This is a genomic window from Skermanella sp., from assembly GCF_059503625.1.
Genome location: NZ_JCACHA010000567.1, coordinates 1 through 21346 on the forward strand (window position 1 = coordinate 1; position 21346 = coordinate 21346).

19 protein-coding genes and 1 pseudogene are annotated in these 21346 nt (G+C 66.0%); 7 read left to right on the plus strand and 13 right to left on the minus strand.

Going from position 1 to position 21346, the window contains the following annotated elements; translation table 11 throughout:
- Window positions 1-60: 60 nt before the first annotated feature.
- Both AC5JJ6_RS12990 and AC5JJ6_RS12995 read left to right on the plus strand, forming a co-directional pair.
- Window positions 61-1377: pseudogene (locus AC5JJ6_RS12990) on the plus strand (MFS transporter); the annotation flags it as partial.
- Window positions 1378-1815: 438 nt separating this feature from the next.
- On the plus strand, window positions 1816-3201 hold the full coding sequence (locus tag AC5JJ6_RS12995; protein ID WP_496042444.1) for an alginate export family protein: 1386 nt from the start codon (window positions 1816-1818) through the stop codon (window positions 3199-3201).
- A gap of 380 nt (window positions 3202-3581) precedes the next feature.
- Here the strand turns inward: AC5JJ6_RS12995 and AC5JJ6_RS13000 are convergent, their stop codons facing one another.
- From AC5JJ6_RS13000 to AC5JJ6_RS13055, 12 genes are all read right to left on the minus strand, one after another.
- Entirely contained in the window at window positions 3582-6485 is a 2904-nt protein-coding gene (locus AC5JJ6_RS13000) for an ATP-binding protein (protein ID WP_496042445.1), read from the minus strand.
- Window positions 6486-7031: 546 nt separating this feature from the next.
- Window positions 7032-7253, minus strand: coding sequence for a DDE-type integrase/transposase/recombinase (locus AC5JJ6_RS13005; RefSeq protein WP_496042446.1), 222 nt, complete (start codon window positions 7251-7253; stop codon window positions 7032-7034).
- Between the two features lie 351 nt (window positions 7254-7604).
- A complete protein-coding gene (locus tag AC5JJ6_RS13010; protein WP_496042447.1) occupies window positions 7605-7973 on the minus strand; it encodes a nuclear transport factor 2 family protein in 369 nt (122 codons plus the stop codon).
- Window positions 7974-8142: 169 nt separating this feature from the next.
- Window positions 8143-8769 carry an NAD(P)H:quinone oxidoreductase gene (gene wrbA, locus AC5JJ6_RS13015; RefSeq protein ID WP_496042448.1) on the minus strand — a complete coding sequence of 209 codons (627 nt, stop codon included), beginning with the start codon at window positions 8767-8769 and terminating at the stop codon, window positions 8143-8145.
- Window positions 8770-9105: 336 nt separating this feature from the next.
- The gene (msrA, locus tag AC5JJ6_RS13020; RefSeq protein ID WP_496042449.1) at window positions 9106-9642 is read right to left on the minus strand and encodes a peptide-methionine (S)-S-oxide reductase MsrA; all 537 of its coding nucleotides are present in this window, start codon (window positions 9640-9642) and stop codon (window positions 9106-9108) included.
- 189 nt (window positions 9643-9831) lie between these two features.
- Window positions 9832-11355: an amidase gene (locus tag AC5JJ6_RS13025; protein WP_496042450.1), complete on the minus strand. Its 1524-nt coding sequence runs from the start codon at window positions 11353-11355 to the stop codon at window positions 9832-9834.
- 384 nt (window positions 11356-11739) lie between these two features.
- Entirely contained in the window at window positions 11740-12225 is a 486-nt protein-coding gene (locus tag AC5JJ6_RS13030; RefSeq protein WP_496042451.1) for a hypothetical protein, read from the minus strand.
- Window positions 12226-12444: 219 nt separating this feature from the next.
- Window positions 12445-12720, minus strand: a complete 276-nt coding sequence (locus AC5JJ6_RS13035) for a DUF6510 family protein (RefSeq protein ID WP_496042452.1) — start codon at window positions 12718-12720, stop codon at window positions 12445-12447.
- Between the two features lies 1 nt (window position 12721).
- Window positions 12722-13435 (minus strand): ferredoxin reductase, encoded by a 714-nt coding sequence (locus AC5JJ6_RS13040; protein ID WP_496042453.1) that lies wholly within the window; start codon window positions 13433-13435, stop codon window positions 12722-12724.
- 64 nt (window positions 13436-13499) lie between these two features.
- The gene (locus AC5JJ6_RS13045) at window positions 13500-14126 is read right to left on the minus strand and encodes a sulfite oxidase-like oxidoreductase (RefSeq protein ID WP_496042454.1); all 627 of its coding nucleotides are present in this window, start codon (window positions 14124-14126) and stop codon (window positions 13500-13502) included.
- The gene (locus AC5JJ6_RS13050) at window positions 14123-14602 is read right to left on the minus strand and encodes an MBL fold metallo-hydrolase (RefSeq protein WP_496042455.1); all 480 of its coding nucleotides are present in this window, start codon (window positions 14600-14602) and stop codon (window positions 14123-14125) included. Before AC5JJ6_RS13050 ends, AC5JJ6_RS13045 begins: the two co-directional genes overlap by 4 nt.
- A gap of 499 nt (window positions 14603-15101) precedes the next feature.
- Entirely contained in the window at window positions 15102-15566 is a 465-nt protein-coding gene (locus AC5JJ6_RS13055) for a DUF1348 family protein (RefSeq protein ID WP_496042456.1), read from the minus strand.
- A 398-nt stretch (window positions 15567-15964) separates the two neighbouring features.
- Between AC5JJ6_RS13055 and AC5JJ6_RS13060 the strand changes: the two genes are divergently transcribed.
- The 3 genes from AC5JJ6_RS13060 to AC5JJ6_RS13070 all read left to right on the plus strand — a co-directional run bounded on the left by AC5JJ6_RS13060 (window position 15965) and on the right by AC5JJ6_RS13070 (window position 19201).
- A complete protein-coding gene (locus AC5JJ6_RS13060) occupies window positions 15965-16936 on the plus strand; it encodes a helix-turn-helix domain-containing protein (RefSeq protein WP_496042457.1) in 972 nt (323 codons plus the stop codon).
- A 156-nt stretch (window positions 16937-17092) separates the two neighbouring features.
- Entirely contained in the window at window positions 17093-17674 is a 582-nt protein-coding gene (locus AC5JJ6_RS13065) for a cytochrome P460 family protein (protein WP_496042458.1), read from the plus strand.
- Between the two features lie 141 nt (window positions 17675-17815).
- A complete protein-coding gene (locus AC5JJ6_RS13070; protein ID WP_496042459.1) occupies window positions 17816-19201 on the plus strand; it encodes a dihydrolipoyl dehydrogenase family protein in 1386 nt (461 codons plus the stop codon).
- A gap of 269 nt (window positions 19202-19470) precedes the next feature.
- Here AC5JJ6_RS13070 and AC5JJ6_RS13075 read toward each other — a convergent pair whose 3' ends face one another.
- Window positions 19471-20292: a LysR family transcriptional regulator gene (locus AC5JJ6_RS13075; protein ID WP_496042460.1), complete on the minus strand. Its 822-nt coding sequence runs from the start codon at window positions 20290-20292 to the stop codon at window positions 19471-19473.
- 103 nt (window positions 20293-20395) lie between these two features.
- Between AC5JJ6_RS13075 and AC5JJ6_RS13080 the strand changes: the two genes are divergently transcribed.
- Together AC5JJ6_RS13080 and AC5JJ6_RS13085 are read left to right on the plus strand one after the other, a co-directional pair.
- Window positions 20396-20629 carry a hypothetical protein gene (locus tag AC5JJ6_RS13080; RefSeq protein WP_496042461.1) on the plus strand — a complete coding sequence of 78 codons (234 nt, stop codon included), beginning with the start codon at window positions 20396-20398 and terminating at the stop codon, window positions 20627-20629.
- Window positions 20630-20672: 43 nt separating this feature from the next.
- A complete protein-coding gene (locus AC5JJ6_RS13085; protein WP_496042462.1) occupies window positions 20673-21200 on the plus strand; it encodes a cytochrome P460 family protein in 528 nt (175 codons plus the stop codon).
- Window positions 21201-21346: the final 146 nt, after the last annotated feature.

Here is a 21346-nt window from a genome sequence, read left to right on the forward strand (position 1 = left end):
AACTACCTTGCCAACTCAGGCTACGCGTTCGACTAAACCTGAAATGCTCTAGCGGCGGGGTTCGGCACGATGTCGCCGGGATTGCTGCTCGGCCTGACGCTCCTTGGCGGGATCGGCGCCGCCCTGTCCGGCCCAGCCTTCCAATCCGTGGTGCCCGAACTGGTCGGCAAGGCCGAGCTGCGCGTCGCGGTGGCACTCAACTCCCTCGGCATCAACATCGCCCGCGCTATCGGCCCTGCGCTTGGAGGCGCCATCGTGGCCGCGGCCGGGGCCGCGGCCGCCTACCTCCTGGACGCCGCCTCCTACCTCCTGGTCATCGCCGCGTTCCTGTGGTGGCGTCGCGCGCCTGCCCCGGCCGACCTGCCGCCCGAGGCCTTCGGCGCCGCCGTACGCACGGGGCTGCGCTACGCCACAGGCTCCGTAGAACTGCGCCGCGTGCTGGCCCGGGCCGCGGCCTTTTTCCTATTCGCCTCCGCCTACTGGGTGCTGCTGCCCCTAGTTGCGCGCGGCAAGCTCGGGGCCGACCCGACGTTCTACGGCGTGCTGATGGCCTCCATCGGCGCGGGCGCCGTGGTCGGGGCGCTGCTCCTCCCCCGGCTCAGATTCTCCGGCGGCACAATCGTGCTCGCGGGCACCGCGCTGACGGCCGTGGCGACGGCCGCGCTCGCCTTGTCCGGCGCGCGCTGGCTCGCGCCCGGGCTGCTGTTCGCCGCCGGCGTGGCCTGGATCGCGGTGTTGACTAACCTTAACGTTGCCGCCCAGTCGGTGCTGCCGAGTTGGGTGCGGGCAAGGGGGCTGGCAGTATACCTCATGGTCTTCTTCGGCGCCATGACCGCCGGCTCCGCCCTGTGGGGCGCGGTCGCGCAGGCCGTCTCCGTCGAGGCCGCGCTGCTCGCCGCTGCGGCGGGCGGGCTAGCCGCGGGCTTAGTCGCCGCCGCGCTCGCACCCTTGCCCGCGGGCGAGGCCGACCTGACCCCGTCCCTGCACTGGCCGGAGCCCGCGGCCGCCTGGCCCGTCCCAGGCGAGCGCGGCCCGGTGATGGTGTCCATCGAGTACGAGGTCGAGCCCGCCGACCGACGCGCGTTCCTTGAAGCCCTCCACCGCCTGTCGCGCGCTCGCCGGCGCGACGGCGCCTTTGGCTGGCGTGCGCTGGAGGACGCGGAGGACCCGAGCCGGTTCGAGGAGGTCTTCTTTGCCGTCTCCTGGCTCGACCACCTGCGCCAGCACCGCCGAGTGACCAGGGCCGACGCCGAGTGGCAAACCGCAGTCCTTGCGTTCCACCGTAGCGAGGCGCCGCGCCGGGTCCGCCACATGCTCGCCGCCCGCCCAGACGACGAAGGCACCCCCGCGCCCCTCGGCGAACACCGGCACTATTGAGCGGATACCCGAGCCGTCTCGCCCGCAACCGGAGCGGCCGCCTCGCCTAGCAACCCCGCAGGAGATGCCGATGCCGCATCCGCCCGCCCTACCCGCGTCGGGGCCGCGTCCGGCGTGCCGCCGGGCGATCGGCGCCCAACGTCTCATCATCGATCAAGTGACCGGCGAGCAGATTGGAACCCGAGCCATACAGGAGACGAAGCGGATACCCGCTATGGCCGAGGCCGGGGTGCGAATGCCCCGAAACGCCGCGCTGGCCTTGAGGATTTCCAGTGCGCCATGTCCTACGGTGTTCAGAGACGCATCCTCCGCGCCGAGGCCAGCTGGACCGCCACTACTGTCCCGGCCGCACGCTGCGGTACTCGGAGTGCCCGCCCATGCAGGAGGCGAAGTTTGAGCGCCAGCCGGGCGGCTCCATGGACGCTGTCGGGAGCGCTTATGATCACGATTGCCCTCCTGCCATGCGCCGCGGCGCCCGCGGCCGCGCAGCAGCCGGCGGCGGTGCCCGCGTTCCGGCCCCTCCGCTACGATGAGGACTGGCGCGTCCTCGCCGACCCAGCCCGGCGCGCAGACCCACTGGATGCCCGCAAGTACGTCCGGCTCGGCGCCGGCACGGACGCCTACCTGTCCCTAGGCGGCGAGCTACGCGAGCGCTACGAGCTCCAGCGCAACGACAGCTTCGGAGTGAGCAGCGGTCCGCGGCGCGACGGCTACCTGCTGCAACGCTTCCTGCTCCACACCGACCTGCACCTCGGCCCGAATCTGCGCGTGTTCACCCAGCTCTCCGACACCCGCGCCTTCGGCGCGCACGAGAACCTCGGGGCGGTGCAGGAGAACCGCACCGACCTTGCCCAGGCGTTCGCCGACCTGTCCTTCGCCACGGGAGCGGGCCGCGCGACGCTGCGCGGTGGCCGGCAGGAGATGTCTTTCGGTTCGGAACGCCTGGTGTCGCAACGCGAGAGCCCCAACATGCGCCGCGCCTTCGACGGGGCGCGCGCGTCCCTCTCCCCCGGCCCCGGCCTACGCTTCGACGCCTTCGCGGTGCGCCCGGTGGCCAACCGCCAAGGTGCGGTGGACTCCTCGAACCGCGCCGAAGCGTTCTGGGGAGCTTACGGTACCGCGGCGGTGCCAGGCGTCGAGGGGCTGCTGGCCGACCTCTACTACTTCGGCCGCGAGCGCGAGCGGGCGGCATTCCAGCAGGGCACCGCTTTCGACCAACGGCACACGGTGGGTGCCCGCCTGTTCGGCCGCGGCGCCGGCGGCTGGAATTGGGACTTCGAAGGCGCCTACCAGTTCGGCTCCTTCGGCCGGGCCAGCATCCGCGCCTGGACGGCGGCCTCCGACACTGGACTTACGTTTTCCCGCTTGCCCTGGAGCCCGCGCATCGGCCTCAAGGCTGACATCGCCAGCGGCGACCGGAATCCCCAAGATGACACATTGGAGACATTCGACCCGCTCTACCCGAAGGCGCCCTACTTTACGGAAGCCGGGCTGGTCGCGCCCGCCAATCTCATCAACCTCTTCCCAAGCGTCCGGGTGCGTCCGGCCGAGGCGGTGACGGTGGAGCTTGGCTGGGACGTGCTGTGGCGGCACCGCCGTGGGGACGCCTTCTACCGGCTTGGGCCCTTCGCTCCGTTGCCCGGTTCAACCGGCGGCCGGAGCCGCTTCGTTGGCCACCAAGCACAGCTGGCGGTCACGTGGCAGGCCTCACGCCGGATCGCGGTGCGGGCGTGGTACGTGCACTTCTTCGCTGGCGACACTATCGAACGTGCGGGTGGGCGCGACATGGACTTCGTCGGCGCCTCCGTTAGTTGGAAGTTCTGAGCGGCGACGCACACGACTTACTCGCGCCGCTTTACGCATCTTTTACTGAGGGGTTCGGCCTGCTTGACTTCACCAAAGCGAAGGTACTGCTAGAAGAGTTAGACTCCACAGCGGTGGCATCGCCGGCCAACTCTTAAAGTGGTGGAGATCAATCCGCTCACTTCCACCCAAAACGTTGAGTGCGCCCTTTGGAGTGGACAGGCTCAAGCCGCGGTTTTGATCGTCTGTGTTAATTTCTACTGAGAACTGACCCGAGGTTTTCATCGAGAACTGAGCGGTTCGACGTCTTCCTCGTCATGACACTATCCTCTCAACAGCTGGGGCTTCCGACAAACCCGAGGCGGTTCAGTCCGACGCGCGTTGCGAAAGCCATGGTGGCCTTACACGTAGGGTTCCGAGACGCTGCCGGTAGGCCGGCGAAGCTCCCCAAGCAATCGTTCGGCTATACGGAAGTCTGGGAAGCCAAATCCTTCAGTGAACTGGCTTTGGACTGAGGCGAGGAGCGCCTCCGCGTCCACGCTTCTTCCCCGTTGTGACCAGAGCCGGGCCAAGCTTGTCGCGGTTCGCAGCTGCCAGGCGAGCGCGCCGTGCAGGCCCGCGAGGTCCAGCGCGCGAAGTAACACGACCTCAGCGTTATCCACGCAGGTCCGTGGCATGCGTACGAGGACGTCCCCCTTGATTCGGAGCAGCTCCGGCATGATGAGCAGGCCGCCGCTCCGCTCGCTCTCCGCAATGGCCTCCTCGATTGTTGCGAGTGCGTCATCAAAGCAGCCCAAGCAGGCCAGACCCTCCGCGATGGCAGCAGCGAAAGTCGTCGTCATCATCCGGTAGTGGTTCCGATGCAGCGTCCGTAGGGATCTGCGCAGGGCGTCCACTCCCTCTTCCGCGCGGCCACGCATCAAGGCGAGTTGGCCCTGTAAGCCCAGACCGGTCGCTTGATACGGGGCGAAGGAGTGGTGAGCCGCTTGCTCGACGAACGCGCCAAGCGTCTCCTCCGCCTTTGCTTCGCTTCCTATGCGGAGAAAGACCGAGGTCGCGTAGAGCAGGACTACACTGAGCATGATTGGTTGCAGGCGTTCCGCCGCGTCGTCGATCGTCTGCGACGCAACCGCGACGGCCTGGTCCGCGTGACCCCGAATCCAGAGGTTGCGAGCGAAGTGGATTCGAGCATGATTTTGATAATCAAATGCATACTGGATCGGTGTGCCGGCGCGAGGCCCGGGTAGGGGGACAAGGCCCGCCATAAGCCTTTTCCGTGCTTCGACGTGGCGGCCTAAGAAGTCGGTGGAGACGCCGACTAAAGAGTGCGCAGTCGCCATAGCCGTAGAGTGCCCAATGCGCGCCGCGGCAGCCGCGCTCCGCTCAGCGTAGGCCAGCGCGGAGCGGTGTTCGCCCGTCCGGAGGTGGAAAATGTGCAGCCAGCCGAGGAGATGGACCTCGTGCTCTGTGCGTCCGGTCGCCTCAGCGATCTCAAGGCCGCGCACGAGGGCGGCGCGGGCAGGCTCGTCATTTCCCCTCGTGAACATGAAGCATTGGCCCAGCCAAGCCTGCAGCTCCATCTCGCGGTCGGTGCCGCGCCAAGCCTCGCCGAGCGCGACTATGGCCCGCTCGGCCCACTGCTGGCATTCCCCAATGAGCGACAAGCGCATGAGAAGCGGGGCCGCAGCGACGGCCAGTGCCGTCCCAGTCTCGAAGTCACCGCCCTCACCGAAGCTCCACGCCAGCGCCGCACGTACGTTATCTACATGATCCCTATCCCTAGCCAAGACTTCCGCCCGGGGCAGTTCGGATGCTGCCGCGTTCAACTCGGACAGGCGGTCGCGCTGGTAGACAGCGTGCCGCGCGGCGACCTCGGCGTGCTCGCCGCTCGCGGCGAGCCTCGCGTGAGCGTAGGCGCGCGTCGTGTCGAGTAGCCGGTAGCGCGTCGTAGGCCCCGACGGATCCATCGAGACGAGGGATTTGGAGACGAGCCCGGCGATTGCGTTGATGACATCCACGCGGTCGAACCTCTCAGAAGCGGCGGCTAGCGCCGCCTCGAGGCTGAAGACGCCCGCAAAGATTGAGAGACGACGGAAGACGACACGCTCTGGCGGAGCGAGGAGATCGTAACTCCAGTCAATCGCTGCCGCGAGGGTTTGGTGGCGGGACGTCGCCGAGCACCGGCCTTGCCAGAGCAAGCGCGACTGCCCATCGAGCAGCCGCGCCGTCTCGCCCACGCCGTAGGCCCCGACGCGCCCAGCGGCGAGCTCGATTGCGAGCGCGAGGCCGTCGAGCCTGCGGCACATCTCGGCGACGACGGGCGCATCGGCGTCGCTGAGTGCGAAATCGGTCTCTCCCGCGGCCACGCGCTCGACGAAGAGCTGCACCGCAGGGTACTGCAGCGCCTCCGCGGCTGTCGTCAACCCGACCCCCTCGGGTGGGCTGGCGAGCGGCCCTAAGCGGAGGATGTGCTCGCCCTCGGCCCCCATCGCCTCACGGCTTGTGGCCAGCAGGTGCATGGACACCGCCTCGGCGCAGATCCGTTCGGCGAGCGTCGCGACCGCCTCGATCACGCGCTCGCAGCCGTCGAGAATCAGCAGCATCCTCCTGTCACGTAGGAATGCCGCAATGCTGGCGGCTGGGTCGGGCGCCTGCACGGCAAGGCCGAAGGACGAGGCGACTGCGGCGGGAACGAGGGTCGGATCGGCGACCAGCCCGAGATCCACGAAGTGGACGGCGCCTGCAAATGCGCCGAGCAGCGCGCACCCGACGGCGCTGGCGAGGGTTGTCTTACCCACACCACCGGGGCCGACAATCGTGACGAAGCGCCCGGTCGCAAGCTGCGCCATGACTGCGGCTAGCGCGTCGTCGCGGCCCACCAGCCGTGAGAGGCGCGACGGCAGGTTGTACGCAGGCGGGCGCTGCGTGGGCATAGGGCGCCCGTCGTCCACAGGGCACCATCGGTCGTCACGCGCAACCGACGCGCTGAAGTAATAACCGTGTCCGGGAAGGGTTTCGATATATCGGGCATCGGCCGCGCCATCTCCGAGCGCTCTGCGCAGCATAGCCATGTGGAAGCGTAGGCTGCCCTCATCCACGATGACGTCGGGCCAGACCTGCTTCATCAGCTCCTTCTTCCCGATTGGCCGGTTCGGGTTTGCGGTCAGAGCAATCAACAGATCGAGCGCGCGGCCGCCGAGTGGGACAACCTCGCCGTCTCGCTCTAGAAGCCTTTCCCGTGCGATCAGCCGAAAGGAGCCGAAGGTAATCGTGCTTTCAGCCGGAGATGGGCCCACGCGATCCATGCGGCGTCCTAGCGGTTGGCGCTAAGAGTTGTTATGGGCCTTAGCGGCAGTATTTTTCAATATGAAGGGTGCAATCTGCCCGCAAGCCATACCCATCTGAAGCATTGTCATATTGTTTGATGATTGAGCGCGCTTGACCGCAAGGCGGAGCTTGCGCGATCTCACGCCGCCATTTGGGCGCGCGTTTCCTGCCGCCAGATTTGGAACGCCTTGGCACGCGACCGGCGGTACTGTTCGGCGGCCATCAGGTGCTGTCGCGGACAGAAGTGACCATACATCATTGCGTGCGTCGAGAGGAACCGCTAAACTTGCTGGGGGTGACTTGAAGCGCCGCATCTGACGTTCTCCACGTCGCGTCGGTCTGTGGGAGTTCTCGGCACAATTGTTCAGGTAGCGGCTGGTCCGATGCCGCACATCCGGCAGGACTTCTCACTGTGCGACGCCATAGCTGCGGAGCCCATCCCTGACGATTTCGCGCGGCTTGTACTTCAGGCCCACCAAGAGGCGTCTGAAAAAGCGTATGGCCGCTGTGGCGTTACGCCGCTCCTACACGACGATATCGAGCACTACACCGTGCTGGTCCACCACGCGCCAAAGATAGAAGAGCTCGCCGTTGATCTTCAGATACATCTCATCCGGGTGCCAAGTGTCGGCCGGCCTCGGCCGCCGCTTGCGCAGCCTTGCCGTGAAGTCGGTGCCGAAGCCGCCAAGGCTGTCGCCCGGCTGGGGAACGCTTCGGAAAACCCGTTGCCGAGCTTGTACGTCCACCCGCCATCGTGCTCGACTACTCCGTAGTGGATCTTCATGCCACCGCCGTCCTTCATCTGTTGGTATGTGGTTTGAGGCGCAGCCGCACAGCGCGCTCCGCCTGCCTTCGCTGCACGTGGCGGTTGGAACACCAGCACCTCCCCGCCGTCCAGATCCGGACGGGCTAGCACAGCCGCTGAACTAACCATTCTCGAAAAATCCTCCAGTGGCTCGAGCGGGGTTAGTCGCTTCAGTGGCAAGACGCTGCTCGTGGGCCTTCAGCAGACCGAGGCCACCCCTTGCGCCAGTCGGGGCACTGGCGGTTGAGAGGGCGTGCTCCTTCCCGTCGTGCCGGCAAGGTGTGGCTTCAGTTCAGTGTGGCGCCGAGTCGAGGAAGACGTGAAGGGTCTTGATCTTCCCGCTCTCCACGTGGGCCACGTCTGTCCCGGTCACGGCCGCAGGGCCGTCCGGTGGACCCGCGCACCATCGCAGGAGCACGACCCCGCTGTGGCCCACGGCGAGCCCGGCGGCGGCGAACACAAATCCCGGCGACAGGGTCGCCTGGAGCGCGCCGACAGCGTCCGAGATCGCCTCGTGCCCCGTCGCTTCGGCGTGCGGTTCGAAAAGCGTAGCGTCCTCGGCGTAAAGTTCCTTGAGTGCGTCCAGCCGTCGGTTCGTGTCCCGCTCGCCGAAGATACGCGCCAGATGCGCCTGCATGAGCGCGTCGAAGTCGGTCAGCATGGGCGCGACGGATCTTGTACCGAGTGCCTGCCGCGCCTCAGCGGGCGGGAACACGACGGCGACGTGGGTGGCGGCGCGGGTGGACGGGTCGACATGGAGGGTCTCCTGTGAATCGCGTCGGCCGCACCTTGGTGTGCCGATTGGCAGCATGCATTCGCTCGTTTCCCGTTCAGTCCCTCGTTTCCGTGATTCGGCCGACCTTTAGCGCGCCCGCGACCTGGGCGACACGGCGGCCTTGAAATCGCGCCACTTCGAGATCGTCCGCGCTTGGAGGGGTGTTGTTTTGACCGGAGACGCTGGACGCGCCGTATGGCGTGCCTGCCCTGAACAGCACCGGATCAGCGTATCCAAGCGGCACGATGATGAAGCCGAGGTGCGCCATCGGATTGTAGAGCGAGACCAAGGTGGACTCATTGCCGCCATGCGTAGTGGAGGTCGAGGTAAAAACTGAGCCGACCTTGCCAACGAGTTTGCCTTGAAACCAGAGCCCGCCGAGGCTGTCGATGTATGCCTTAAGCTCAGCTGTCACAGCACCGAAGCGCGTCGGCGTGCCGAAAACTATGGCGTCGGCCCACTCGGCGTCAGCCTCAGTCGGAGCCTCGTAGGCTTGGTTCATGCGAGCGGCGTTCTCGGCCCAATCTGGCGCTTTACCCATTATCTCGGGGCCGACGAACTCGCGGGCTCGGCGGAGGCGTACCTCGGCACCCTCGGCTCGAGCACCCTCGGCAATGGCATTGGCCAGCGCCTCTGTAGAGCCATTGCGAGAATAGAAAGCGATCAGGATGTTGGTAGGCATGTGCATGCTCCTTGTCAGGTACAAACGGGGCAGAGCCGCGAGGAACATCACCGCGCGCGACCTTGCCGATCAGCAGGACGGTCAGACGGATGGCTATCCCTACTACGCCCGCGGCGCGGCTCTCGCCACGTGCGTGAGTCGGGGCTTCTACCCCCGACATTGGCGTGCCTCCAAAGGAGGTATATGATCGCTGGAGGTGAGCGTGCCCGGCCAGGGGAGGGGGGCACCTTGCATCGCATACCGGTGGCGCTGCCGAGCTCCAGAAGGACAGCAAAGCAGGCATCGCTCTCGAGTTGCTGAACCGAAGGCCTTGCCAGAAACCATCGGACCACGCCGCTAACCCGTCACGTTCGCTTGCGCTCGGACGGTGTTTTCTCGGGTCGGGAGCTTCCAGCCGGGCCGGACGAAATGGCAGTTGTAGCCAGTTGGATACCGTTCAAGGTAGTTCTGATGCTCGGGCTCGGCCTCCCAAAATTCACCGAGCGGACCGACCTCGGTCACCACCTTGCCAGGCCATAGCCCTGAAGCATCGACATCGGCGATGGTATCCTCCGCAATCCGCTTCTGCGCGTCGCTGGTGTAGAAGATCGCTGATCGATAGCTCGCCCCGGCGTCGTTGCCTTGGCGGTTCTGGGTGGTCGGATCGTGAACCTGGAAGAAAAATTCGAGGATCTTCCGAAATCTGATCGTGGCGGGGTCGAAGATGATCTCGATGGCTTCCGCGTGGGTCCCGTGATTGCGGTAGGTGGCATTGGGCACGTCGCCGCCCGCGTACCCGACGCGCGTCGAAACCACGCCCGGATAGCGGCGGAAAAAGCCTTGCATTCCCCAAAAGCAGCCCCCTGCGAGGACCGCGCGTTCGGTTGGTGGCATCACGCATCATCTCCTTCGAATTCTCCGACTGGCCTCTACCGCCGCTCGGTCGCCGGAGAAACCACCGCCGGCTGCTTCGTTCCGATGAGTATCGACCTTGGCCCGCGCGTCTCCGCCACTCACCGGTACCGCGGAGACCTAGCGACGCGCCGTGCGGCACGCCCTTCTCCGTGGCAGGGGCCTGCGCGCCTAAACGCTCCTCCGCGCGCAGATCTCGTACGACCCTTGCCACGGCCGCAAACGTTCGAACGCCGCGCTGGCCGCCAGCACGTCGGCATCGGCGCTGCGCCGGCCGATGAGCTGCATCCCGACCGGGAGGCCATCGGACAGCCCGGCCGGGATCGACGCCGCTGGGTGGCCCGTGAAGTTGACGAAGTAGGTCAGGCACCACCCGATCAACGGGTCCACCTCCTCGCCGTTGATTACGCTCGGCCCCACGGTGTTGCCGTCGTCGGCGTTGTTCATCGGCAGGCAGGCGAGCGTCGGCGTGACCAGCAGGTCGTAGGTGTTCAGCACGCCTTGGATGGCGTTGAAGATCTCGGTCCGGATCGCTTGGTCTTGATAGAAGCCGAGCGCCGACTGACGCTGACCCTCCTCAACCCACCGCAGGTACTCCGGCGGGAGGTCATCGCGGTGGTTTCCAAGCAGATCCACCCCAGCCCGCTTGTAGCTCTCGAGGGCTTGTAGGTTGAGCAGCATGTACTGCCGGGACCAGACGTCGCTTAGCTCCCGTTGCGGGCGGGTGATACCGAGCTTGATCTCCTCTACCGGCGCCCCGGCTTCCTCGAACGCCCGCACCGCCCGGCCCACCACATCCGCCACGCGACTGTCGACGGGAAACACGTCGAAGTTCGGGCTGTAGGCGATACGAAGCCCGCGGATCGAGCGGCGGATGGCCGCGGTGAAGTCGGGCGCCGGCTCGGTCAGGCTGAAGGGGTCGCGCGGGTCGTAGCCCGCGAGCACGGTAAGCCCGAGCGCGGCATCCTCGACTGTGCGGGTGATCGGCCCCTCAAACAGGAAGGGCGAGTCGGCGGCGCCGAAGGCGTTGGGAAGCGCCAGGAACGGTACCCGCCCGAACGAGGCCTTGTACCCATAGACGCCACAGCATGAGGCGGGGATGCGGATCGAGCCGCCGGCGTCGGTGCCCTCGGCTAAAGGCAGCAGGCCGTCAGCCACTGCCGCCGCGCTGCCGCCGGAGGAGCCTCCGGAGTTCTTGGCGAGGTTGAACGGGTTGCGCGTCGGCCCGAACAGGTAGTTGTCGCAGGTGCCGCGGAAGCCCATGAGCGAGCTGTTGGTCTTGCCGAGAAGGATTGCTCCCCCGCGGCGCTCGATGCGCTCTGCGAAGGCGCAGTAGGCGTCGACGATGTTGTCCTTGAGCGCACGGATGCCGCCGAGCGTGGACGGCCAACCCGGTTTGAAGTCGAATAGGTCCTTGATCGCCACCGGCACGCCGTGCAGTGGGCCCAGCTCTGCCCCACGCATCACCGCATCCTCGGCGGTCCGCGCTTCGCGGCGGGCGTCATCGAAGCCGAGGTAGACGAGTGCGTTCAGGCTCGGATTGCGGGCCTCTATACGCGTAATGAACGCGTCCACGACCTCGACAGGCGACAACTCGCGGTGACGGATTAGCCGCGCTAGCTCCGCGGCACTCGTGTAGGCGAGTCTGTCCGACAGCGCTGTGGGCTCGCTTACAATGTTTGGACTGACGTTCATGGTCGTCTCCAACGGCTTTAGCGGCTGCCTTTCGGATCCAGTGTGCCACCGGAGCCCCCGATCCTGGGCTTGCGCAGGCGCGCGCCAACATCCCTAGGGTGCCAGGAGCTGGATCGGTCGCGCTTCTGTCGCCGCACGCCGCTTTGCCGGACCGCGCGACGAGTAGCGCCTTGCGAGCTTGGCCAGATTTCACCGTTGAGCGGTTCGTCGAGTGGCTTGCTCACCTCGGGTACGGGCGGGCGTAATGGAGACCGCCTGTCGTGCGGTACGGGGGCCACTCTGCGTCGGTCGTCGCGGCGCCTTGTTGCATCTGTCGCTTGCCTGGGTGGTTTTGGGTAGGGTGACAGCAGGGCGAGCACGCTTCACTGCTTACGAGCACTGCTCTTACCGTTCGCAGCGCCGGCAGATCGCCACCATCATCTCCGCAAGCCGCCGACCGAGGTCGGCTCGTCGGCCAGCACCCGGTGTCGCCCGGCCGTCACCGCTCGTTGGAAGTGCCCCACGCCCGTTTCCACCACCACCATTATTCCTTCCTCTGGCTCGACTGCGGCCACTGCGGGTGCGGCCGGGGGCCTCGGGCGCCGGTAGGAAGTGCGAGGCCCAGGCGGCCAACACCCGTGTGGCGTAAGTCGCGTCCTTTCGGCGCGAGAGCAGGTGGTCGGCGCCGTCGATCGTGACGAAGCTCTTCGGGTGCCGCGCCGCCTCGAAGATCGCCAGGGCGTTGTCGACGCCCGCCACGCCGTCGGGCGGTGCGTGCATGACGAGCAGCGCGCGGCCGAGGGTCGCGATGCACGGTCCCTGCTCCCGCGCCTGCGCTTCCTCGACAAGGGAGCGGCGGATGGCGAAGGGGCGACGGACGAGATCCACCACGGCCTCACCTCGCGCCTCCACCTCCGACACGTTTGCCGCAGGTAAAGCGATGCGCGAACAGCGCGTGCGCGCGTGGCGCGCCCTCCGGCAGGTCGAGGCGCGCAGCCAGGCGGTGCCCGCCGCTTGAAAAGTCGAAGCGTTCGGAGCGCATCCGGACATCCTCCTCGTGTCCGCCTTCGGTTCTCAGCGGCGCGGCGGGCCCTCGTCCAGCGCGGACGGTCAGGCGGCGCGCGCGATCCGCAGCAGGGCAACGCCGCGCATGTCGAGCCTGTGGCCCGCGGGTGTGGCCACGAGGCGGACCATGGTCCAGTTGCAGCCCGGGCAGCGCAGCACCACCCCGTGTGCACCGCCATAGAGCAGCAGCTCGGCCACCGTCGCCTCCCGCTCGCAGCCCTCGCAGACCGCGGTCGAGGCCGTCAACTCGATAGCGAAGACCTCGCGCAGCAGCCCGGCGGCCGCGTTGCCGTCCAGCCGCCGTTCCCCGTCCGTGTCCATGCTACCCTCCGCCTGGCCCGAAGCGCTCGGTTTTGACCTTTGCCGGCGGGTGGCCGAGCGCAACCAGTGCCGCCGCCACCGCCTCCACCAACGCGGTGGGGCCGCAAACGAAGACGCGCGGCCGCTCGCTTGGCAAGAAGCCGAACTCCTCAAGCATGGCCGCGTTGATCCTGCGGCCGTAGCCGGTCCAGCCCACCGGGCGGACGCGCGTCAGCGCGTGCGCCACCGCGAGGCCGTCGCCCGCCCCGGCCAGCCGCGCTAGCTCGTCGCGGTAGATGATGTCCCCTGCGCCCCGCCAGGAGGCGAGGAGGCGCGCCGGGACCCGGCTGCCCGCCGCAGCGCGGTGGCGCAGCATTGCCATCAGCGGGATGACACCGGAGCCGCCGGACACCAGGAACAGCGGCCCGCCCTCGGCCGTGGTCCAGACGAAGTGACCGCCCACCGGTCCGCGGACCTCGAACCGGTCCCCGGCCCGCACCTCGCCGGCCAGGTACGGCGAGACCTCGCCGTCCTCGATTCGGGCCACCGTGAGCGCCGGGTGCCCCGCTTCGGGGGGCGAGGCGATGGAGTAGCTGCGCTGCGCCTGGTAGCCGTTCCCGGCGGTGAGCCGGATGTCCATGTGCTGGCCGGGCCAGTGCCCGGGCCAACCCGGCACCCGAAGCACGAGCGTGCGGGCGCGGGCCGTCTCGGGCCGGACCTCCAGGACCTCGGCCATTCGCCAGGGCAGCCGTCGGTCGGCCGCCTGGGCGGGCGCGGGCGCAGCGGCCGCCGCGTCCGGCTCAGTCGCCCTCATAGCGCTGCTCGCGCCAGGGGTCGCCGTGGATGTGGTAGCCCAGCGACTCCCAGAAGCCGGGCGCGTCCCGCTCCATGAACCGCAGCCGCCGCACCCACTTCGCGCTTTTCCAGAAGTAGAGATGCGGGACCAGCAGCCGCGCCGGCCCGCCGTGTTCCGGCGCCAGCGGGGCGCCGCCGTGGCGCAGCGCGACCATCGCCCGGCCGCCGAGCATGTCAGCGAGTGGCAGGTTGGTCGTGTAAGCGCCGTCGGCATGCGCCATGGCAAAGGGGGCAGGCGGGGCGTCAAGGCCTGCGGCCTTCAGCAGGTCGTCGACCGTGACGCCTTCCCACTGCGTGTCGAGCTTGCTCCACTTGGTCACGCAGTGGATGTCGACGGTGACCCTCGTTCGGGGCAGCGCCTGGAATTCCTCCCAGGACCATTTCGCGAGGAGAGAGCCGCCATGCTGAAGCGCGAAGCTCCAGTCCCCGAGCCGCAGCCGCGGCGTGGGCCCGGCCGACAGCACTGGAAAGTCGGTGGTGATGTGCTGGCCCGGAGGGACCCGCGCTGCGACGGCGGCGTCCGCCCCACCCTGCCGCCCCCGGAACCCGCGCGAGAAGGGTGGGTCGCTCATGGGCCGCGCCTCGTTGGATCGATCCGCCCGACCCGAAGCTTCCCGTGCGAAAGGACGATGCCACCCGCATGGCCAGGATAGACCTCGGTGAAAACGACCTTGGTGACCAAAGCCGGGCTGATGCCTGCAGCCCTTAGGTCGGAAGCAGGCCTGCCGGCGCTCGGCTGCACTGTGTCCCCTGGACCGTTGTCGGCGAATATCAGGTCGCCGTCTCTTCGGATCAGTGGGATGCTGATCTGAAGGAGGGCGTTGTCAGGCGCGCCACCCAGGCACTCGCGGATGGCGGGCCGCCCTCCCGGCACGGTTTCCGGAAGGATGATCCCGGTCGGCAACATGATGCATCTGTCGCTGAAAGTGGTGACGTTGAACGCGCCAAGGCTGAAGCGGTGGGACGCCGCGGCGAGGGCAACGCTGGCGGCCGCCACTTGGCGCCGGCTGGCCTTGCGCGTTGGCTCCCCCATCATGGTTGGGCTCATGGCTGCCTCTCGATCCGTTCAAGGCGTTGACGGGCGATGCGCTCCCAGCATAGGTGCCTGCAGTCCTTCGATCTCGAAGCGGGATGCTGGTGAGCGAAAGCAAGAACTCAACAGCATATCCCGAGGCCTTCCTGTTCCGGGCCTGCATAGGCAACGCAGCAATATCTCCAGGATGCTATGAGTTGAACCAATCGCGCTTGCGCCGTCGCGCGCCACTTTGTCGGATCGCCCGACGAGAAGCGCCTTACGGCTGTCCTTCAGCCTCGGCTCGTGGATACCGTCATGTGTGTTAAGGCATCGGACGTCAGCTGGCGGATTCTGTTGGAAGGGTTGTTGCAGGCCGCGAATGACCAGAACAACCAGCAGGTCAAGCGGCGATCTGGAACAGCCCGGCCACGAAGCCGTCCTAGGCCCGCATGCTGCATCCGCCGATGCTCCGAACCACCGTACTGCGCCGACGCGCTATGCCGAGGTCCGTACCGCACGTGCACGGTAGTGCTCAGGGGCCGAGGTCGATGTGGTCTGCAGGCCGTGGCCCGGGCCCTACCCAGCGAAGCCGCCGCTCCACGGATCGGATCGGGATGTCGTTGGTAGCGGCCCTCCGTTGCCTCACCAAGCCTTCGCAGTCCACCTCCCAAACCTCGGTTCCGAAGGAGCGGTACCAGTTCCCGCTGTCGTCGCGCCATTCGCTGGCGACGCGCACGGCCATGCGATCGGCGCCACTGGTCCAGAGTTCCATCGCCACGCAGTAGTCTAGCTCGCGGGTCCACTTTCGACGCAGGAAGCGAGCTATGGCGGCTCGGCCGCGCAGGAGGTCGGTGCGATCGCGCCAAGCGCTGTCGAGGCTACAGGTTAGGGACACGTGCTCTGGGTCGCACGTATTCCACGCATCTTCCGCGAGCCGGACTTTCAGGGCGGCCGCCTCGGGCGTCAGGGGAGGGATCGGCGGCCAGCATATCGGCATCGCGGCACCGTACTGAGAACGTGTTGTCGCGCCGATCGCGCCAACGGCGAGCACAGCTTCCCGCTACCGCGTGGGGCCGGCTTTCTGGTTGAAAGTATGGATTGCGGATTGGCATGGAAACGTACCGTCGCAATCCCGCCGGCTGGGGGGCAGCAGGCGCACTCGATGACAACGCTGACCCAAGCCTAGCCCACGAGCGGACGGCGCCGCAGGCGCGCATCTGAATGGGTTAGACGGCTACGGCGTGTTTCACAACATCTAACGGGCGTTCACCAGCGACGGAACGTATGGATTGGACATCGCAGTCCCGGTGCCATCGCACGCCGCGCCCTGCGGGGTCGGCGGCGACTCTCAGTGGACCAGGGCTGCATTGTAAAACAGGGAGGAAATACCGTTCCATGCTGCTGAAAGCTATTGATGCCGCACCCCGCCCCGCAGCTCCGATGCTTGCATTGGGCGTCTCAAGGGGCCAAGACCCGCCTGGCGTGCCGCGCGAGCAGACTTGGCGGCAGGTCCCGGGCATTGAGCCTGCCGTCCACGACGGCGCGGCTGTGATAGCCTCCCGCTGGACCGATGACGCGTCCGGACGGCCTCGTGCCGAGGCCGAAGCCCCGCCGGATCGGTACGTTGTCGGGATTGCTCTGCGTCGGACCCGCATCCGCCTCACCTCTGGACGGCGCCAAATCTTCGACGGCGTCATGACGGCCGGGAGCGTGCACATCACCAGCCCTTCCCGCCGGATTGCGGCGGAGTTTTACGCGCCCTGCGATTTTATGCACCTATACGTTATGAGGGACAGCGTAAGGAAACCCGAGGGAGGCGGCCGGGCAGACGGCGCGACGGAACTGGATGACGTCGTGGTGCGCGACCCACTGGCTGGGCAGCTCGCTTGGAGCTTGACTGAGGACGTCCACGCGGGCGATCCGCTCTACATCGAGAGCGTCGCGCGAACCGTCCTCATACGACTCGCGGCACGCACCGCGCCGAGGCCGGAAGTTTCCACGTTGTCGAAGTGGCGGCTCCGGCGCGTTCAGGAGTATGTCCAGAAGCACCTAGCCGGCTCGATCTCGCTCGGCGACCTCGCCCATGCAGCGGGGCTGTCGCGCTCCTACTTCGCAGCGCAGTTCCGAGCATCCACCGGCTGCCGGCCGCACGATTACATCACCGAGCAGCGTATTGAGCATGCGAAGGGAATGCTCGCAGATGGGAGTACACCGATCATCGAGATCGCACTCGCGGTCGGCTTCCAGACACAGTCACATTTTTCGACCATTTTTAAGCAGCAAACAGGAACGACGCCTGCGCGCTACCGCCGTGATCACCTCGAATGGACCGGACCGTCGGGCGGCCAGCGCGCCATTCTGCGCTAGATGCGTGCAGCGAGTTGGTCCCAAGCGTGATCTTCTCAGGCGAAGCACAACGTCCATCCGCCTTCTCACCAGCTCACGCCACCTGCGGGTGCCTCCGAGTGGCCGAGTGTGGCCTCCATAGCCGGCTTTGAAAACCTGTATCGAGGAGTAAATCGCATGCGGAAGCGGCACGTCATGGTAGTTGCGGCGGCTGTCCCCTTGGCGCTCGTGGCAGCGTCCGGCGTGGTTGCCGTAATTGGCTGGCTACCGACGCCGAGTATGGCTCAGGAGCGGTCGGCCAACGACCTTCGGGCGCGGCTACGAGTGCCTGCCGATTATCGTACGGCTTTCCAGTTCCTTGGCACATTCGCGGTGGCGGCCGATGCTGGCGAGGGCGCGAAGGAGCTTCACACCGTGTACGCCTCGCTTGGCGTCGTCTCCGCTTACCGCAACACGAGCCACTTCCCCGACGGAACGGTGTTGGTCAAGGAGGTACGCGAGACCGACACCGAGGACATGACGACGGGCCGCGTTAGTCGCGCCGGCCGTCTCCGAGGCTGGTTCGTTATGGTGAAGGATGCCCGTGGTCGGTACCGCGATGACCCACTTTGGGGCGAGGGCTGGGGCTGGGCGTGGTTCGACGCCGACAACCCAAATATGACCACTACCAAGGAATTCCGTGCGGAATGCTTGGCCTGCCATGTGCAGGCACAGTCAAGCGATTGGATTTATGTGCAGGGCTATCCAGCGCTGCATTGAAATCTGCTCAGTCCTGTACCGCGACCGAATACAGCTGATAGCATCCAATTCTTCATCTGATCCTAGCGGTTGCTACAGGGCCTCCTATCGGCTGGGAGACGGCAGTGGTGCCTGCATTGCAACGTAGTGGAGACGACACCCATGTTGACAACGGAGCATTACGACATCCTCGTCTTCGGAGGTGGCATTGGTGGCAAGGTACTGGCCATGGATCAGGCTCGAGCAGGCAAGCGAGTCGCCATGGTCGAAATAGGGATGATCGGGGGCTCCTGCATCAACGTAGCCTGCATTCCAAGCAAATCCCTGATCCGCAGCGCCGAGATTGCGGCGCTCACGGCTCATGCCGCGGAGTTCGGCACAATCCTGTCCGGGGCCGCCCGTGACATGGCCCGCATCGCAGCCCGGACTGCCGACATCGTCGACGGCTTGGTACAGGCCAATCGCCAGGCCTTTGACGCAAGCGGTCTTGAGCTCGTGCTCGGCCGCGGTCAATTCGTGGAGCCGCGGGTTGTGGAGGTAGCAACGGAACGCGGTCCCCGCCATCTCACGGGTGAGCGAATCTACTTAAACCTTGGCACAAAGGCTGCGATCCCACTGATTCCGGGTTTAGCCGAAGCTGCGCCCTTGACGCATGTCTCGGCGCTCAAGCTCGATGTGTTGCCACGACGCTTGATTGTCCTTGGTGGCGGTTACGTTGGATTGGAAATGGCACAAGCCTTCCGGCGGCTGGGCAGCGAAGTCGTTCTGCTTGAGAGGAGCTTGCAGCTTGTCGCACGCGAGGATCCCGATGTTGGGCAAGGCATTCAGGCCATCCTCGAAGAGGATGGCGTGGAAGTGTTGATTGCTTCGCCAACTGTGCAGGTTGAAGGTCGGTCTGGAAGCCGCGTTTCCGTTCGTCTTGAAGACGGATCGTGGGTGGAAGGATCGCATCTTCTCGTCGCTGCTGGGCGTCAGCCGAGAACCGATGGTATCGGCCTTGACCTTGCTGGCGTCGAGCTTGACGCAAAAGGCTTCATTCAGGTGGACGAGCGGCTTCAGACTACGGCACAGGCCATCTGGGCGCTGGGCGAGGCCGCAGGTAGCCCAATGTTTACCCACGTCTCGCTCGATGACTACCGCGTGGCCAAGGCTGGCATTGAGGGTGGTGCGTACACAACCGCAGATCGCTTGATACCTTCTTGCCTATTCATTGATCCGGAGTTCGCGCGAATTGGGTTATCCGAGGGAGAGGCGAAGCGAAAGGGTATTCCCCATCGTATCGTACGCTTCCCGATGGCTGCTGTGCCAAGGGCACGAACACTTTCACAGCGCCAGGGTTTTATGAAAGCACTCGTTTCAACGGACAACCAACTTCTTGGCTTTGCCATGCTGGGCCCGCGTGCAGGCGAGGTGATGTCGGTGGTACAAACAGCCATGATTGGCAGGCTTGGCGCCGTCACTCTACGCGATATGATGTTTGCACACCCCACAATGTCTGAAGCGCTGAATTTTCTTTTCCTTTTCGGAGACTCTTCTTTCGCGTCTTAACTCGCTGCCAAGGCTGAGGATCAAATATTTTGCCCTATCCAGCAACCATAATGGCTCGAGTGTCGCCAATAGGAGCGAACAAAAGCCTTCCCTACGCCTAATCGACCTTACCGCTGCACAGGCTTGGTGCGCTGGCAACTGGCTTTTAACTTCATCGCTGCCGCCGCATCATCCCACGGGGACAGTCTGGCGTGGACCGTCGCTGAGTGGCGTCTTTCAGCGTATCCGAGAATATCATGGATCACATGAAAGTCGGAGGCGGCGTTGCCTTAGCGCGGCGTTACACCAGCTATCCGGCTGGCCTCAGCTTGAACCACTTTGCGCAGCCACGCATTGCCCGGGTCGGCGTCCAGCACCTCCGGCCAGATGACGGCGGTCGTGAAGGGCGGAGGCGCCAGCGGCGTCTCCAGCGCCACGAGCCCGAGCGCCGCGGTATGGCGAACCGCGATCGAACGCGGCAGCGTGACCACCAGGTCGCTCTCCGCAACCACCGCCATCGCGGCATAGAAGTGAGGCAGCCGCAGCGCGACCTGCCGGGCCAGCCCGTGCCCCTTCAGCAATTCGTCCATCGCGCCGTGGCCGTCGCCGAGCACCGTCACCAGCACATGCTCCAGCGCGAGGGAGCGGCCGAGCCCCCAGTCCGCCAGTGCGGGATGGTCGACCACCTTCACCTCGAGCAGCGGCGCCTTGCGGGAGATGCGGCGCATCAGCTGCGGCAGCAGCAAGACGGTCTGATGATCGGTCGCGGCGATGCCGACCTGGCCGCGCCAGGCGGCCGGGTCGAAGCGCCGGCGCGCCACGAGCGTCGCGGCCTCGCCCAGCAGGCGCTTCAGCCCGGGCTGCAGGGCGAGCGCGGCCGGCGTCGGCACCGGCCCCTGGCTGCCGCGCACCAGCAGCGGATCGCGCAGCAGGGCCCGTAGCCGCCCGAGGGCACGGCTCATCGCCGGCTGGCTCATGTATGCCGCGACCGCGGCGGCGGTGACGCTGCGGTGCTCGATCAGCAGGTCGAGCAGGACCAGGACGGCGCTTCGCAGATCCACATCGCATGTGAAATGCATATTAAACGTGCATTGGGGTAATGCCAGCGCCAAGCCTAGCCTTGCGGGGTTGCAGCGCCTCGCCGCACAGATCCCACACAGAAGCGTCCAGCTCGGCAGCTGGTGGGAGCGGTAGGAGGCGGCGCTGGCGGTCCGCTTGGCAGAAGGCGGCCTACGGCTGCGCTTCTCCACGGCGAAGTTCCATCTGGTAGCAGCCGCGACGCAAGGTGCAAGCTTGCGCGTCTTGGTGGACGGCGCCGCGCTGTCGGAGATTGAGGTCGGACGGCCGATGCTTCGCGCGCTCTTCCACGGGGAAGCTTATGGCAAGCACCTGCTGACCATAAAGGCGGAGGGGCCGGGACTGTCCATGTTAAATGCCACCTTCGAGTAGCCAAGGCGGATGTTTGCCGGGAACCGGAAAAGGAGGTAAGTGTATGCGATGGCAATCTTTTTTGGCATGGTCGGCCATCGTGGCGGTCGGCGTCTTTGCTTTTGCCTCCACCGCGGCGGACAGCGTCGATGACAGCACCTCGGCGGTGTTCGGCGTGAAGCTTCCCGCCGGATACCGCGACTGGCAGCTCGTTAGCGTGGCGCATGAGGCTGGCGACCTCAACGACATCCGCGCCATCCTTGGAAACGATGTTGCGGTGAGAGCTTTCCGGGACGGCACGCGCCCCTTTCCCGACGGTGCAATTATCGCAAGGCTGGCATGGCAATACGTGCCGTCAGCCGAGAACAACGCGGCCTTCGGCCAAGCCCAATCCTTCGTCGCCGGCACCGCCACGAACGTCCAGATTAGCGTCAAGGATTCGCAGAGATACGCCGGCACGGGCGGTTGGGGGTACGGCCAGTTCAAAGATGGCAAGCCGAACCTCGGTGAAGCCTTACTTAACACTTGTGCCCCCTGCCATGCTCGTGCACCAGCAGCAAACGACTTTGTCTTTACCCGTTACGCACAATGAGGCTTGTGGTACATAGTAGATCCCGCTGCACACTCTGTGCGAGCAGCACTAATCAAGCCTACATACCATGTGAGGCATGTCCCGGTTGTCCAAGTGTCCGTCCGGGATCATATTGTTCTTCGGCATAGCCTTCGCAGCATGAGGCG